At 40.1% G+C, this 15,631-nt stretch carries 16 protein-coding genes; 11 read left to right on the top strand and 5 right to left on the bottom strand.

The genetic code is table 11. The annotated features are described in order from the left end of the window. Positions 1-2: 2 nt before the first annotated feature. Together CWC11_RS17140 and CWC11_RS17135 are read right to left on the bottom strand one after the other, a co-directional pair. The gene (locus CWC11_RS17140; RefSeq protein WP_138683654.1) at positions 3-776 is read right to left on the bottom strand and encodes an amidohydrolase; all 774 of its coding nucleotides are present in this window, start codon (positions 774-776) and stop codon (positions 3-5) included. Then, positions 764-1,906 (bottom strand): methionine aminotransferase, encoded by a 1,143-nt coding sequence (locus CWC11_RS17135; RefSeq protein WP_138683653.1) that lies wholly within the window; start codon positions 1,904-1,906, stop codon positions 764-766. The genes CWC11_RS17140 and CWC11_RS17135 overlap by 13 nt, the downstream gene beginning before the upstream one ends. Positions 1,907-2,013: 107 nt before the next feature. Here CWC11_RS17135 and CWC11_RS17130 point away from each other — a divergent pair, with 107 nt between their 5' ends. The 3 genes from CWC11_RS17130 to CWC11_RS17120 are packed head-to-tail and all read left to right on the top strand — an operon-like array spanning position 2,014 to position 3,859. Continuing rightward, complete coding sequence (locus CWC11_RS17130; RefSeq protein ID WP_058548769.1) at positions 2,014-2,637, top strand: methylthioribulose 1-phosphate dehydratase; 624 nt, start codon at positions 2,014-2,016, stop codon at positions 2,635-2,637. Further along, positions 2,637-3,320, top strand: a complete 684-nt coding sequence (gene mtnC, locus CWC11_RS17125; protein ID WP_138683652.1) for an acireductone synthase — start codon at positions 2,637-2,639, stop codon at positions 3,318-3,320. Before CWC11_RS17130 ends, mtnC begins: the two co-directional genes overlap by 1 nt. Then, complete coding sequence (locus tag CWC11_RS17120; RefSeq protein WP_138683651.1) at positions 3,317-3,859, top strand: 1,2-dihydroxy-3-keto-5-methylthiopentene dioxygenase; 543 nt, start codon at positions 3,317-3,319, stop codon at positions 3,857-3,859. The genes mtnC and CWC11_RS17120 overlap by 4 nt, the downstream gene beginning before the upstream one ends. 47 nt (positions 3,860-3,906) lie before the next feature. Here CWC11_RS17120 and mtnA read toward each other — a convergent pair whose 3' ends face one another. Beyond that, positions 3,907-4,932, bottom strand: a complete 1,026-nt coding sequence (mtnA, locus tag CWC11_RS17115; RefSeq protein ID WP_138683650.1) for an S-methyl-5-thioribose-1-phosphate isomerase — start codon at positions 4,930-4,932, stop codon at positions 3,907-3,909. A 128-nt stretch (positions 4,933-5,060) separates the two neighbouring features. On the opposite strand from mtnA, the gene mtnK reads away from it, so the two are divergent. After that, positions 5,061-6,278, top strand: a complete 1,218-nt coding sequence (mtnK, locus tag CWC11_RS17110) for an S-methyl-5-thioribose kinase (protein ID WP_138683649.1) — start codon at positions 5,061-5,063, stop codon at positions 6,276-6,278. 57 nt (positions 6,279-6,335) lie between these two features. Here mtnK and CWC11_RS17105 read toward each other — a convergent pair whose 3' ends face one another. Then, positions 6,336-7,817, bottom strand: a complete 1,482-nt coding sequence (locus CWC11_RS17105; RefSeq protein ID WP_138683648.1) for an FMN-binding glutamate synthase family protein — start codon at positions 7,815-7,817, stop codon at positions 6,336-6,338. A 96-nt stretch (positions 7,818-7,913) separates the two neighbouring features. Beyond that, on the bottom strand, positions 7,914-9,692 hold the full coding sequence (locus CWC11_RS17100; RefSeq protein WP_138683647.1) for a DUF885 domain-containing protein: 1,779 nt from the start codon (positions 9,690-9,692) through the stop codon (positions 7,914-7,916). 346 nt (positions 9,693-10,038) lie between these two features. On the opposite strand from CWC11_RS17100, the gene CWC11_RS17095 reads away from it, so the two are divergent. The 7 genes from CWC11_RS17095 (at position 10,039) to tatC (ending at position 15,631) form a co-directional block, all read left to right on the top strand. Continuing rightward, on the top strand, positions 10,039-11,025 hold the full coding sequence (locus CWC11_RS17095) for a GGDEF domain-containing protein (protein WP_138683663.1): 987 nt from the start codon (positions 10,039-10,041) through the stop codon (positions 11,023-11,025). Positions 11,026-11,108: 83 nt separating this feature from the next. Continuing rightward, on the top strand, positions 11,109-11,864 hold the full coding sequence (ubiE, locus tag CWC11_RS17090; RefSeq protein WP_058548777.1) for a bifunctional demethylmenaquinone methyltransferase/2-methoxy-6-polyprenyl-1,4-benzoquinol methylase UbiE: 756 nt from the start codon (positions 11,109-11,111) through the stop codon (positions 11,862-11,864). A gap of 11 nt (positions 11,865-11,875) precedes the next feature. Continuing rightward, positions 11,876-12,559, top strand: coding sequence for a ubiquinone biosynthesis accessory factor UbiJ (locus tag CWC11_RS17085; protein ID WP_138683646.1), 684 nt, complete (start codon positions 11,876-11,878; stop codon positions 12,557-12,559). Between the two features lie 9 nt (positions 12,560-12,568). Further along, positions 12,569-14,173: a ubiquinone biosynthesis regulatory protein kinase UbiB gene (gene ubiB / locus CWC11_RS17080; protein WP_138683645.1), complete on the top strand. Its 1,605-nt coding sequence runs from the start codon at positions 12,569-12,571 to the stop codon at positions 14,171-14,173. Between the two features lie 79 nt (positions 14,174-14,252). Further along, positions 14,253-14,507 carry a Sec-independent protein translocase subunit TatA gene (tatA, locus tag CWC11_RS17075; RefSeq protein ID WP_089348958.1) on the top strand — a complete coding sequence of 85 codons (255 nt, stop codon included), beginning with the start codon at positions 14,253-14,255 and terminating at the stop codon, positions 14,505-14,507. Positions 14,508-14,518: 11 nt separating this feature from the next. Continuing rightward, complete coding sequence (gene tatB, locus CWC11_RS17070) at positions 14,519-14,842, top strand: Sec-independent protein translocase protein TatB (RefSeq protein ID WP_249330760.1); 324 nt, start codon at positions 14,519-14,521, stop codon at positions 14,840-14,842. 48 nt (positions 14,843-14,890) lie between these two features. Continuing rightward, positions 14,891-15,631, top strand: a complete 741-nt coding sequence (gene tatC / locus CWC11_RS17065) for a twin-arginine translocase subunit TatC (protein WP_138683643.1) — start codon at positions 14,891-14,893, stop codon at positions 15,629-15,631.

The following is a 15,631-nucleotide window of genomic DNA, read 5'->3' as shown; positions in this document are numbered from 1 at the left end:
ATTTAAGTTAGCGTAAACGGATCGGCATCTAAATAAGCGGGAAACGCGGTTTTAAAATCTTCCAGCGGTGCTTTTTCGAGCGTTACAGTGAGTAACTCTTGCGTATTATCTTTTGCTTTAGCGAGCGTATCACCTTTAAAGTCGTATACGGCTGTACCGCCATTGTGCGCTACGCCGTTACCGTCATCGCCAACACGGTTTACGGCCACTACATAGCATAGGTTTTCCATTGCGCGGGCCATAAGTAATGTATCCCAAATGTGGCGACGAACGGCAGGCCAATTGGCTACGTTGATCATTACATCGTAGTCGTTGTTATTACGCTGAAACACCGGAAAGCGAAGGTCGTAACACACCTGTGGAAGTAGCTTAAAGCCATTAATTTCAAATGTTTTACGCGCTTGTCCTGCTACAACATAGTCGCCCTCACTTCCTAATCTAAATAAATGGCGCTTATCGTAATAATTCACTTCACCTTTAGGGGTTACCCAATAAAACCGATTAGCTTTTTTGTCGCCTTGTGCAACTAATACCGACCCTGCGATAACTGCGTTATGCTTATGTGCTTGCGCTTTTAGCCAAGTGAGTACTTTGCCGTTTTCAGGTTCTGCACAATCAAGGTTAATAGCAAAACCAGTGGCAAAGGTTTCGGGTAATAAAATTAAATCGGGGTTAGCGGTTATCTCTGCTAATTTTTTATCGAACATGGCTAAATTGGCGTCTTTATCGAGCCAGTGCAGCTCACTTTGCACTAAGGTAAGCGTTAAAGTTGACATAATATTTGCGCAGCCTCTATTAAGGTTTCATCGTTTTTAGCAAAACATAGCCTAATCACTTTATCATTTGAGGGCTGCTTATAAAACACACTAAGCGGAATTGCCGCAACACCTGCCTGCTCTACAAGCCAGTGACAAAAATCAACATCGTTTAAGTCAGACACATCACTATAATCGAGTAATAAAAAGTAAGTGCCTTGGCTTGGTAAAATGTTAAAGCGGCTATCACTCAAGTACTTTATTAATAAATCGCGTTTTTGCTGATAAAAACCACTTAACTCATCTACATGCTCACCCTGTTGCTCTAGCATATCGGCGAGTGCATGCTGCGCTGGCGTAAAGCTTGAAAATGTAACGTATTGATGGATTTTTCTAAACTCAGTAGCTAGGTGTGCAGGTGCAATACAGTAACCCATTTTCCAACCTGTACTATGAAATGTTTTACCAAAGCTTGATATAACAAAGCTTTTTTCTCTTAGTTGCTCATCACGCAGCATACTTAAATGTTGCTGGCCGTCAAAAGTGATGTGCTCATAAACTTCATCGCTAATTACAAAGATGTTGTGAGCACTTACCAACTCTTTAAGTTCTTTTATGTCTTGCGGCTGTAGTATTTTACCACTTGGGTTATGTGGCGTATTAATAATGATAGCGCGGGTGTTTTTAGTAATTGCTTGGCTCACTATTTGCCAATCAATTGTATAATTTGGCGCATTTAACGCAACATGTACTGCCTTACCACCTGCTAACTCAATAGCGGGTTGGTAAGAGTCATAAGCGGGGTCGAATACGATGACTTCATCATCAGGGCGTACTATAGTTTGAATAGCAACAAATAGCGCCTCAGTAGCACCCGATGTAACCGTAACTTGCTCTGCCGCATTAATTTTTGCAGCGTATTTTCGTTCTACTAAATTGGCTATTTGCTGCTGTAATCGTGGTACACCGCTTGAGGGCGAATACTGATTTACACCTTGCTGAACATAGTAATTTAGCTGTGTTTTTAAAAGTGCGGGAGCGTCGAATTCAGGAAAGCCCTGCGATAAGTTAATTGCTGAAAACTGATTAGCTAAGCCACTCATTTGGCTAAATATACTAACACCTAAATTTGGTAATTTACTTTCAAACACGTGATGCCCTTAATGATGGTTTTGCGCTCAAAGCGATGCTATCATTGCTTAAAACAGAAGTATAGCCGTCTAAAATAACAAACTTAATACTCATTAGTGAGGAACGTATGCAAAACAATACCGCTATTTCACAACTTATTGAAGCTGGAAAGTGGGTAAGCCAAAAAGGCTGGGTACCTGCAACTGGTGGAAATTTTTCATCGCGCACTGCATCAGGGTTTGTAGTTACCGCTAGCGGCTTTGATAAAGGCCAACTAGGTACACACACCTTCATTGAGCTTGACCATGAAGGAAACCGCATTAAAGGTGCTGGCAACCCATCGGCCGAAACGCAACTGCATTTAGGTATGTACAAACTTATACCGCACGCTAACGTAGTGCTGCATACGCACTCGGTTGCAGCCACCGTATTATCGCGAGTTATAAAAAGCCATACGTTAAATTTATCAGGTTACGAAATGCAAAAGTCGCTCAGTGGTGTTACCTCACACTTAGATACCCTGAGCATCCCTATTTTTGAAAACGACCAAGATATAGAACGCTTAGGTTTGCTGTTAAGCGATCATCACTTACATACCCCTATTGAGCATGCTGTATTAATTCGTGGGCATGGCGTGTACGTAGTTGGACGCAATTACAAAGAAGCACTTCGCCACTTAGAAGGCCTAGAGTTTTTATTTAGCTGTGAACTAGAGCGCATAAAAATAGAAGGCATTGAGGCAAACTTATAATGATAAAAGCAATTTTAACCGACATTGAAGGCACCATTACACGTATTTCTTTTGTAAAAGACGTGCTATTTCCGTATGCAGCAAAGCAATTGGCCACCTTTTTACGATTAAACGCTAAAAAAGCCCATGTTGCAGAGCAAATAGCGGCTGTAAAAACGATTATTGATGAGCCTAACGCCGATTTAGAACGAGTCATTAGCGTTTTACTCACTTGGATTGAAGAAGATAAAAAAATAACGCCTTTAAAGCAATTACAGGGGCTTATTTGGCAAACTGGTTACGAACATGGTGATTTTAAAGGTCACTTATACCCAGATGCATTCGACTTTTTACAAGCTCAACATGCACAAAATATTGCGCTTTATGTGTATTCGTCAGGATCAGTAAGAGCGCAGCAGTTACTATTTAAATACAGCGACTACGGTGATATTCGCGCTCTTTTTAACGACTTTTTTGATACAAAAGTAGGCGCAAAGCAAGAGCAAGCAGCATATAACACCATTATTGAACAGCTGCCATTTGATGCAAGCGAGGTATTATTTTTAAGTGATGTAGCCGCAGAACTCGATGCCGCAAAAGCTGCAGGCCTTAAAACACTTCATTTAATACGTGATGGACAAACGCAAAGCGAGCATCCTTATGTGCATGATTTTACCAATGTTAAATTAGAGCAATTTATATGAGCCAATTAACAATTTATGCTGACAACAACCCTAAAAACGTACTTACCAGTACAGAAAATGCAGATGAAATTGCAGCGCAATTAGCTTTAGTAAATGTGCGCTTTGAGCAGTGGCAAGCAAATGCTCAAATTAACGAAAGCACTACAAATGAGCAGATCATTGATGCGTATAAAAATGATATAGCACGCTTAAAAGAACAAAACGGTTACCAAACTGTAGATGTTATTTCGCTTGCTAAAGGGAACCCAACTGCGCCACAAATGCGTGAAAAATTTTTATTTGAGCACACTCACAGTGAAGACGAAGTACGCTTTTTTGTAAAAGGCCAAGGGCTATTTTGTCTACATATTGGCACTAAAATTTACCAAGTGTTATGCCAAAAAGGCGATTTAATCTCAGTACCAACCCTTACCCCGCATTGGTTTGATATGGGTAGCGATCCAGAATTTACCGCTATTAGACTATTTAATAACACTGAGGGCTGGGTTGCAAAAAGCACTGAATCTGAGATTGCGAAGCAATTTCCGTTGCTTCCATAGGTAAGGTAATACGCTCCACAAAGGGGAAAGTGGAGCGGTATTTAAGACTACTTAAGCGCCACTAATGCCCCACTTTCTACATCACTTTTATCGTAAACACCGGTATCTAATACCCAACCTGTTACTAATTTTGCAGGTGTTACATCAAACGCGGGGTTGTAAACATTGGCATTAGTTGGCGCCCATAACGCTTCACCAAAACTGCCACTTACACCACGTACTTCTGCGCTATTTCGCTGCTCTATTTCTATATCACTTCCGCAAATGGTGTGTGTATCAAGTGTGGTCACGGGGGCTACAACATGAAAAGGAATATTATGAAAATGCGCTAACACAGCTAAATTATACGTGCCCACTTTATTAGCAAAGTCGCCATTAGCGGCAATACGGTCTGCCCCTACAACTATTTTATCAACCTTGCCTGCCGCCATTAAACTTGCTGCCATATTATCGCAAATGAGTGTGTATGGTATTTTCCAGCGCTCAAGTTCAAACGCAGTTAAACGCCCGCCTTGTAATAATGGACGGGTTTCATCAACCCATACATGTACATTGCCATGTTGCTGCTGCGCTTTATAAATAACACCTAAAGCAGTGCCTATCCCTGCGGTGGCCAATGCGCCGGTATTACAATGCGTTAAAATGTTATCGCCGCTGTTTATAAGTTCAGCGCCAAAGGTTGCCATACGTTCACACAACTCAATGTCTTCAATAAATAGGCGCTCGGCAGTGGCTACTACAGCTATTACAAAATCACTTTGCTTAAGCACTTTTCGTAATGCGGCCATGCAATGCATTAAATTAACCGCCGTTGGGCGTGTGGCTTCCAGTTCATTAATTGCATCAGCAAGTGCTGCTTTTGTAGCGCCTTGCTCTGCTAAATGAGCAACAAGCAAGCTAGCACCTAAACCAATTAAGGGCGCTCCACGAATTTTTAGGCTAATGATCAGCTCTTTCATGGCTTCAACGCTATTGCACTCGTGCCACACTTGCTGATGCGGGAGTAAATATTGGTTTAGTACACTCAATGTACCGTTTTCATATTTTAAACTGCTTGCTACTAAGTTTTGCATGGTGACTTTGCTTAATTTAAATGCGTAAAGGTATTTTACATCAGTTTGAATAACTCTCAAGTTAGACTTATAGACATCTAAACATTTAAAGGTATAGAATGCCTAAAAAGGTAATGTGAGATTTGACTATGGCTAACTATGTCGCTTTTAATGCGCAGCGCGCAATCGAATACGTAAATTCGTTAATTGATTCTAAGCAATGTGATTTTTTTATCGCAGGGCAAAACTTATCTGCGTATGAGTTTGGTGACGGCAACCTTAATTTAGTTTTTAGAGTTAGTGATGAGCAAAACAACAGTATTATTTTAAAGCAGGCACTACCTTATGCCCGCTGCGTGGGTGAGTCGTGGCCATTAACGCTTGAAAGAGCCCGCATTGAAGCGCAAGTATTACTTAATCATGGTGCTATTTGCCCCAAATACACCGCAAAAGTGCTGCATTACAATCATGATTATGCACTCACTATTTTAGAAGATTTAGGCAGCTTACAAATATTGCGCGCTGCACAAAATAACGCACAGCAGTTTCCTAAATTAGCCCAGCATGTGGCTACTTACTTAAGCCACACCGGTTTTTACAACTCAGATTTTTACTTAGCCGCTCAACACAAAAAAGCATTAGTTAAGCAATTCACTAACCCTGAGCTTTGCCAAATAACCGAAGATTTATTTTTTAGCGATCCGTACATAGATCACGAGCGCAATAACTTCCCTGCGCAGCTAGCTGCGCAAGTGCAGGCTCTTCGCGATAACCCAGTACTTAAGTTAGAAATAGCTAAATTAAAAGCTAATTTTTTATCTAACCCGCAAACATTACTACACGGCGATATGCACAGCGGCAGCATTTTTGTTGATACGAACACAACTAAGATGATTGACCCTGAGTTTGGTTTTTTTGGCCCTATAGGATTTGATATTGGCTCTTTTATTGGTAATTTATTACTAAACTACTGCGCGCAAGCAGGGCATATAGAAGAGTTTGTCACGCGCCGTAACTATCAAACACATTTACTTAGCTGTATTGTCGAAACTTACACTTTGTTTGAACAACACTGGCTTAATTTAATCAATACCAAAACAGTAGATCAGACACTTAATAGCGACGCTTATGCGCAATACTTTATAAAAAACGTATTGCAAGATGCCATTGGTTACTGTGGCGCTGAGCTTATTAGGCGCACCATAGGGTTAGCGCATGTGATTGATATTGATAGCATTAGCGATGAGAGCACACGCCTTGACGTACAAAAGCAAACTCTTGCTCTGGGTGAGCAACTCATTATTAACGCTTGCAGTTGCGATACTAAAGACGCTTTTTTTAGCTTGTTAATAAGCCAACTGAATTAAAAGGCGCTTTTGCGCCTTTTAATTCAAGCTTTTGTTGATAGTTCTTAATGATGTTTTTTATTGATAGTTCTCATAAATTTTATCTAACGGCTCAGAAAGCCCGCTCTCTTGCACTATTCGCACATGTTTACGCCCTAATTCGCGCGCACTTGTTACACCACATGAGTGAGCAATTAATCCAGCGCCATAATGAATATACCTATTATAGTTAGCAACCCGCTGCGCTTTATCTGCAACATTTAAGCCCTTTTGCAATCGTTCATTATGAGTGGTAATACCCGTTGGGCAGGTATCTTTATTACATTGCATGGCCTGAATACACCCTAGTGCAAACATATGTCCGCGAGCAGACACAACAAAATCGGCGCCAAGCGCAAGTGCCCACGCCACTTTTGAAGGAACAATAAGTTTACCCGATGCAATAACTTTAATACGCTCTCTAAGACCATGCTTTTCAAGCATATTAACTACAAGCGGTAAGCTTTCGCGCAGTGGTAAACCAACCGAATCTAATAGCGGCTGTGGCGCAGCGCCCGTGCCACCATCGGCACTATCAATAGTAATAAAATCAGGAGCTGACTCTATACCACGATGATTTATTTCAGCAAAGAGTGTTTCAAGCCAAGTATAATCACCAATTACGGCTTTAAAGCCAGTCGGCTTACCTGTCGCGTTTCGCACCGTGGCAATCATATCTAAAATATCGCTAGGCTTTTTAATTTCAGGGTGACCATTTGGACTAATTGAATCTTGCCCCTCGGGTATTCCTCTAATTTTTGCTATTTCAGCATTTACTTTGCGCCCAGGTAGCATGCCTCCTTTACCTGGCTTTGCACCTTGGCTCATTTTAAGCTCAAACATTTTAACTTGATCATGAGCTGCAATTTCTTTTAGCTTATCGGTACTTAAGTTTCCATGCTCATCACGCACGCCATATTTTGCTGTCCCAATTTGAAATACTAAATCGGCCCCACCTTCTAAATGGTAAGGGCTCAAACCCCCTTCACCCGTGTTCATCCAACATCCAGCAAGCTTTGCCCCTTTTGATAAAGCACGTACCGCCGGTTTTGAAAGTGCACCAAAGCTCATACCTGACACATTAAATAATGAATTTGTGGTGTAAGGTGTTTTGCAATGCGGCCCAAGGGTAACATTACTTGGGTCGAGCGCTTCTTCATCTAAAGTAGGAAAAGCACAGTTCATAAACATGACCGTACCAGTTACTTCCAAACTTTGCGTTGAACCAAATGCCGCTGTGCGATCTACATCTTTTGCCGCACGATAAACCCAACTTCGCTCTGCGCGGTTAAATGGCATTTCTTCTCTGTCTTGGGCAAAAAAGTATTGCCTAAAAAATTCACCTTGGCGTTCAAAAAAATACCTAAAGCGACCAATAACCGGGTAGTTACGCCTAATTGCATGTTTTGTTTGTGTAATATCACGAAAATAAAAAATAATAACAGTAAGAACAATTAACCCAAGTGCGACAATAAAAATACTCGCAAATACATCAATGCTAAAAATTATAAAATTGCTCATCCAAGGCCCCTTGATGGCTGTTTTAAAAAATAAAAAAGGTGTTGCGCCAAAATGACACAACACCTTTATTTGTTCAAGGTTTATACGCCTTGAGCGTTAATTTTGCGATTTTTCTAGCTCATTTTTAATGTATAAACGAACCTGTGTTTCTAACACCGATAATGGCACAGAGCCATGTCGCAATACTTGATGATGGAACTCACGTATATCAAAGTTTTGCCCTAGTGCTTGCTCGGCTTCAGTGCGTAAACGTTTAATTGTTAGCTCACCAATTTTGTATGAAAGTGCCTGCGCAGGCCACGATATATAACGGTCGGTTTCGGTTTTTACATTATGAAGTGAAAGCGCCGTGTTCTCGCTCATAAAGTTCATAGCACGCTCACGACTCCAGCCATACATATGCATGCCAGTATCAACCACTAAGCGAGCAGCTCGCCACATTTCATACGTTAAACGTCCAAAGCGGCTATATGGGTCTTGATAAAAGCCAGCTTCTATTCCTAAGTATTCAGAATAAAGCCCCCACCCTTCACCAAAGGCAGAAAGGTACGCATTTCGACGATAGCTCGGTAAATCTTCAAGCTCAGCATTTAGCGATATTTGTAAATGATGCCCAGGTACAGCCTCATGTAACGTAAGCGCTTCTAAAACGTAAAGTGGGCGCTTATCAAGCGCATACGTGTTTACCCAATAAAACCCGGCCTGATCGTCACGGCTTGAGCCTGAATAGCGCCCTGTTGTGTATTTTGGCGCTATAGCTGCAGGCACCGGCGCTACACCATAAGGCATACGCGGTAATGTATGAAATAACTTAGGTAGCTGCGCATCCATTTTTTTTGCGATATAAGCCGCTTCCTTTAAAAGCTGCTCTGGTGTTGTTGCATAAAATTGTGGATCGGTTCGTAAAAAGTGAACAAATTCAGCAAACGTGCCTTTAAAACCTACCTCTGCTATGACCGTTTCCATTTCACTACGAATACGAGCCACCTCCTTTAAGCCTAACTCGTGGATCTCTTTAGGTGTCATATCCGTGGTGGTGTAGTATTTAGCTCTATTTTTATAAAGTGCCTCGCCATTAGGCGTATCTGAAATACCAATACTTGTACGAGCCCCAGGTTGGTATTGCTGGGTGAAGAACGTTAAATAATCTTTATAAGCAGGGATAACTTTATTTTTTAAAACTGCCTTAGCTTGTTGCTGAACAGCATAAAAGTCGCTATCACTTAAACCTGCAGTATTAGTTAAAAATGGTTTATAAAATTCTGACTTAGTTACATCGTCAACAATATAAGTTGTTATAGAGTCTTCGTAACCTTTAAGTACCGCCTTTGGCTGAGTGAGCCCTGTTTCCAGGCCTTTTTTCATCCAATAGATATTTTGCTCAAAAAAGCGTGGAACTTGTGACAAACGTGCTAGATATACCTCTAAATCTTGCTCTTGTTTATATTGAGAGCTGTTTATCATGTAAGATAATCCAGAATGAAAGCCATATTCAGAAGTAAGCGGCATGTAGTGCGCATGAAATACATATTCATCAACACTGTTTTGTACCTGTGCACGAATAATACTAAAGTTAATCTGGTTTTCATCACTCAATTTAGCGGTATCAACTGCATCTAAATCAGCTAAGAGTTGTATTTTATTTTTATATTCTTGCTCTAAATACTCGGGCGACAAATTAGCTAATAAATAACCATCAACACCCTGAGGGCTGCTATAAGGGCTTGTACTTTCTCTATATTGCACAATAGATTGTGCAACTTTAGTAAATTGCTCATTTGCATTTGGGGTTGTTATTTGACATGCACTTAATGAACATAAAACAGCCATACTAAAAAGAGACTGGCGAAACGTTTTTGGTAATAAATAATTCATTATAATTTAGCTTAGTAATACAACAGATTGCTTTAAGCTATCGTAGGGTAAATAAATAGCAAGTAAATGAGATGAGCTTTACCGTATTGGCCTCCCAAGCTTTAAGGTTTTATACATTAAAGTATATAAAAATCAGCTCAATTGATGAGAAAAACAGCTATTGAGCTGTTAAAGTTAAATTTATGTTCCCTAACCCTCATTTTTGCTTTTAAATAGCCGATATAACGATTACTGTAGTAAAAAACAATAAAAAGCTGGGACGCATAACCGCCTCATGGAATGAGATATTTCAAATTTGCACTTATGCGTACTTAGTTGGTATTAAATAATGATGTTCCATGATTCCATGGCTATTGCTCAAGAAAAAATGACTAAAGTGTGTATTTTTTTAGAGCGCTTTTCGCTTCCTCCTACACCGCTGAACTATCAAGTTATTTACACTTATACTAGCCAAGTAAATAACAAGCTTAATACCGCTTTAGACCGTGCAATTTCTGCAAATGATAATATTGATAGTGTTTTAATAGAACAGCTCTATAGCGAGTTTTTAAATACAGGCCATACAACGCAAGTGAGCATGATTCAAAATGTGGATGGTGTTATAAACTCACTTTCAAATAATGCGCAAACTACAGAAAAACAAATAATCCGTTTTGCGGGTCAAGTAAGTGAATGCGTGCATACACTTGACGAAAAGAATATAGAGCAAAGCCGCCAAGCACTTAAAGTGCTCAACAACCAAACAGCAGAACTGTTAAATCAGCATAAGCTATTTAAACAAGAATTAAGTAAAGCTAAACAGCTGCATCAAAAAACACAAAAACAACTAACCCAACTTAGAAAGCAACATATAGTCGATACCCAAACAGGGCTCTATAAGCGCCATTATTTAACGCAGCAAGCCCAAATTTGGAGCAATCAACAAAAGTCTATTTGTGCCATAGCAATTCAAATAGATAACCTTGATCACTTTACACATAATTATGGAGACATTATTGGTGAGGTAATATTGAACAAGGTCGCAAAGCAAGTGCAAAAATATGTTTTTCAAAGTGGATTACCTGGGCGCACAGCTAAAGATCAATTTACTGTTTTACTTGCTAATATTGACCCTGAAACAGCGAATGTCATTGCCGAAAAGGTACGTAATGGTGTGGAAAAACTTCGCTTTGTCAGCTCAAAAACTGGGGTTAAATTGCCTAGTATTGACCTATCATTAGGAATTGCCCAGCATCAACACGAAGATGATTTTAATAAGTTAGCAAAAAAAGCCTCTCATGCGGCATTTAAAGCTCGCTCTTTAGGGCTAAGCAGCTACACCGCTGGACAATAAATTACCTGATAAATCATATTCAAATTGCACCTACCGCGTACAATCAAGTACACTAACCTCTATTGTCACGATAGAGATTAATCATGAACGAAACCGAACAAAAGACCACGCATTTTGGATATAAAACCGTAGCCGAGAACGACAAAGCTTCGATGGTTGCTGATGTATTTCACTCAGTTGCTGCAAAATACGATGTAATGAATGATTTAATGTCTTTTGGTGTGCATCGTTTATGGAAGCGTCAAACCATTGCAAGTTCAGGTGTTAGAAAAGGTCACCACGTTCTTGATTTAGCCGGTGGTACTGGCGATTTAACGGCAAAATTTAGTCAATTGGTTGGCGAAACCGGTCAAGTGGTATTGGGCGACATTAACTCATCTATGCTTAAAGTTGGCCGCGAAAAACTACATAACCTTGGCTTGGTAGGCAATATTGATTACGTTCAAATGAACGCCGAGATGCTACCATTCCCAGATAATAGCTTTGATGTGATCACCATTGCCTTTGGGTTACGTAATGTAACCGATAAAGACAAAGCACTACGCTCTATGTACCGCATTTTAAAGCCAGGTGGTCGCTTACTTGTTTTAGAGTTTTCAAAACCTGAACATGAACTACTTAGCAAAGCTTACGACTTTTACTCGTTTAATTTATTACCAACCATGGGCAAAGTAGTTGCTAACGATAGTGAATCGTACAAATACTTAGCAGAATCCATTCGTATGCATCCAGATCAAGATACTTTAAAAGCGATGATGGAAGATGCCGGCTTTGAGCAAACAACATATCAAAATCTTACTGGCGGAATTGTTGCTCTACACCGTGGTTTTAAATATTAAGGCAGGCATTTATGGCGCTTGATAATACAGCTAACAATAATAGTGGCGTAACACCCGCTGAATTTTTTATGTTACCTAATTTTGTACTATCGCTTATTGAGCGAGTACTAAATCAAGCACTTAAACTTGACCCGCAATTGTCACAAAAGCTAAGCGCAGTTAAACATCAGCGCTTAGTAGTTGAAGTAAGAGACTGGCAGCAAAGTATTCAGCTAATTTACAGTGATGAGCAATTGCATTTATACAGCGCACTAAATAACGAAAATGCAGATTGCATGATAAGCGCCGATATAAATACACTGTTAGCACTTAAAAACCCGGCAATGCTAACCCAATTAATTCGCCAAGATAAGCTCGATTTACAAGGCGACTTAAACATTGCACAGACATATAGCAATGCGTTTTCAAGCCTAGATATTGATTGGCCTGAGCAACTATCTAACTATATTGGTGATGCTCCTGCTCAACTGTTATTTCAAAATCTAACGATGCTTAAACATCAAGGCGCTAAAGCTCACTCAAAAATAAGTAGTATGCTCACAAGTTTATGCCAAGATGAGCTCGCAGTTACTATTCACCCATTAGAGCTTGAGCAATTTAAACAGCAAAATAGAGCGCTAAAAAGTAAAGTGGCAGCTGTTGAGCAACGTATAAATGCTTTATTAAACTCTTTTTCATCTTCGAAACCTCGCTAAGGATTTTTTGTGTCGACTGCACGTTTGTATTACATCACTAAAACACTACTTAGCTACGGGTTAGACGAGTTAGTACCTAAACACAAAATTCCTTGGTTTGGTAAATTGGCTCGAGGCAGCTTGTTTTGGTTACGCAACAAGCATAAAGAAAAACCGGCTGGCTTACGCCTGCGCTTAGCTCTACAAGAGCTTGGCCCTGTGTGGATCAAGTTTGGCCAAATGCTCTCAACCCGCCGAGATTTACTCCCACACGACATCGCACTAGAGCTTGCCTTTTTACAAGACCAAGTTGAGCCATTTGAAGGTGAACTTGCACAACAAATAATAGAAAAAGCACTCGAAATTAACGATATAAGCGAGCTATTTAGTGAATTTTCACAAACACCACTCGCATCAGCTTCTATTGCGCAAGTGCACACAGCGAAATTGATTGATACTCAAAACATTGAGCAAGATGTAGTAATAAAAGTTATTAGGCCAAACATTCACGAACAAATTAATGCCGATTTAGCGCTAATGGAAAAGCTCGCTAAAGTACTGGCTAAAATACTTAACGAAGCTAAGCGTCTTCGCCCTGTTGAAGTAGTAAAAGAATACAAAAAAACACTACTCGATGAACTCGACTTAATGCGCGAAGGGGCCAATGGCATTCAATTAAAGCGTAATTTTGAAGGCTCAGAATCATTATATATACCTGCAATTTATAGTGATTATAGCCGAAGCAATGTGCTCGTAATGGAGCGTATTTACGGGATACCAGTATCAGATACCGAATCATTAATTGCGCAAAACACGAACATGAAATTGCTAGCTGAGCGCGGTGTAGAGGTATTTTTTACACAAGTGTTTAGAGACAGTTTTTTTCATGCAGATATGCACCCAGGCAATATATTTGTTTCTCGCGAGCACCCTGAAAACCCGATGTATATTGGTATCGACTGTGGCATTGTTGGCACGCTAAACAAAGAAGATAAGCGCTACCTCGCTGAAAATTTTATTGCCTTTTTTAATCGCGATTACCGTCAAGTTGCACAGCTTCATGTTGACTCTGGCTGGGTACCACCCGATACCAGCATCGAAGAGTTTGAATTTGCAATACGTACCGTGTGCGAACCTATTTTTAATAAGCCACTGGCTGAAATTTCATTTGGCCATGTACTGGTTAACTTATTTAATACTGCACGCCGTTTTAATATGCAGGTACAGCCGCAGTTAGTCTTATTACAAAAAACGTTATTATATGTTGAAGGCCTTGGGCGACAGCTATACCCGCAACTGGATTTATGGAAAACAGCTAAACCATTTTTAGAAGAATGGGTAAAACAGCAAGTTGGCCCGTTATCAGTAATGAAACAAATGTATGCTAACTTGCCATTTTGGGCTGAAAAAATGCCAGAACTACCTGATTTAATTTATCAAAATTTAAAGCGTAGTCCGCAAGTACAGCATTCACAGCCTAATAAAGTGTCACATAAAGCATTAGTGCTTAGCCTTTTTGGTAGCGCTACACTTATTGTTTCAGCGCTATGTTATCTGCAGCACGACTACATCGCGTCGGGTGTGGTAATAGCAGCTTCGGCAATTAGTTTTATAGCGGCGTGGCGCAACACATAAACTAAGTGCTATTTATGCCACAGGGCGTATAATTAGTACTTAAAATAAACATTTAAGCATTTATAAGTTGGAGATAACCATGGGTCTTGGTGGCATTAGCATTTGGCAATTATTAATTGTTTTAGCAATTATCGTACTTCTTTTTGGCACTAAAAAACTACGCGGTATGGGCGGAGACTTAGGCGGCGCAGTAAAAGGCTTTAAAAAAGCAATGTCTGATGATCAAAATAAAGATTCGGACAGCGAAAAAGCAGAGCAGATCCAAGAATCTCAAAAAGCCACCCCAACAGATACGCAAAGTACTGAAAAAACCAAAGACGATACTAAGGTTTAACGAGTATGGGAATGTGGGAGCTTGTTATAGTTTTTATCGTAGGCTTAGTTGTTCTTGGCCCTGAGCGTTTACCGGTAGCTATTCGTACCGTAATGCGCTGGGTAAAAACGGTAAAGTCGATGGCTAATTCGGTCAAGGCAGAAGTAAGTGAAGAGCTACGTATTCATGAGCTGCACGAAAACCTTAAAAAAGCAGAGCAACAAGAACTCAAAGATTTAAGCCCAGAGCTACAACAATCGGTAGACGAGCTGCAAAAGGCAGCTCAGTCGGTTACCCATAGCTATAAAATCCCCTCAAGCACACCAGCTAACGAACAACCTGATGAAAAAAAGTGAAATTAATTCCTCTATTTGTGGTCAACTTATTACATGGTATAAAAAATAATGACTGAGCAAGCTAAATCAGGGTTTGTGGCTCATTTAATTGAGCTTCGTGATCGGCTTATTAAAGCGCTTTTAAGCATTTTCGTAATATTTATTGGCTTAGTGTATTTTGCTAATGATATATATGAGTTTGTAGCAGCACCTTTAGTGGCACACTTACCAAGTACAGCGACTATGATTGCCACAGATGTCACTGCGCCCTTTTTTGCCCCCTTTAAATTAACGCTGTTTATTGCTTTATTTGGCGCTATTCCGTGGATATTGCACCAAATTTGGGGGTTTATAGCGCCTGGTTTATACCAACATGAAAAACGCATGCTAATGCCAATTTTGGCTTCAAGCATTTTATTGTTTTATGGTGGGATTGCCTTTTGTTACTTTGTAGTGCTGCCTATTATATTGGGCTTTTTTACCAGTGTAGGGCCACAAATGATGACCCTAGCGCCGGATATTAGTAGCTACTTAGGGTTTGTACTTAAGCTATTTTTTGCTTTTGGTGTAGCGTTTGAAATTCCCGTAGCCATAATGCTGCTATGTTGGAGTGGTGCAACAACGACCAAAAGTTTAAAAGAAAAGCGCCCATATATTGTGGTTGGCGTATTTGTAGTGGCTATGTTTTTAACGCCACCGGATGTGCTATCACAAACATTATTAGCATTTCCTATGCTGCTTTTATTTGAGCTAGGTTTAATTTTAGCGAGATTTTATAGCGCTAAAGAACAACAGGAATCTGAGGAATAA

The sequence above is a fragment of the Pseudoalteromonas sp. S3178 genome (genome assembly GCF_005886985.1).
Lineage (GTDB): Bacteria > Pseudomonadota > Gammaproteobacteria > Enterobacterales > Alteromonadaceae > Pseudoalteromonas > Pseudoalteromonas carrageenovora.
This window is presented reverse-complemented; position numbering and strand designations above follow the sequence as displayed.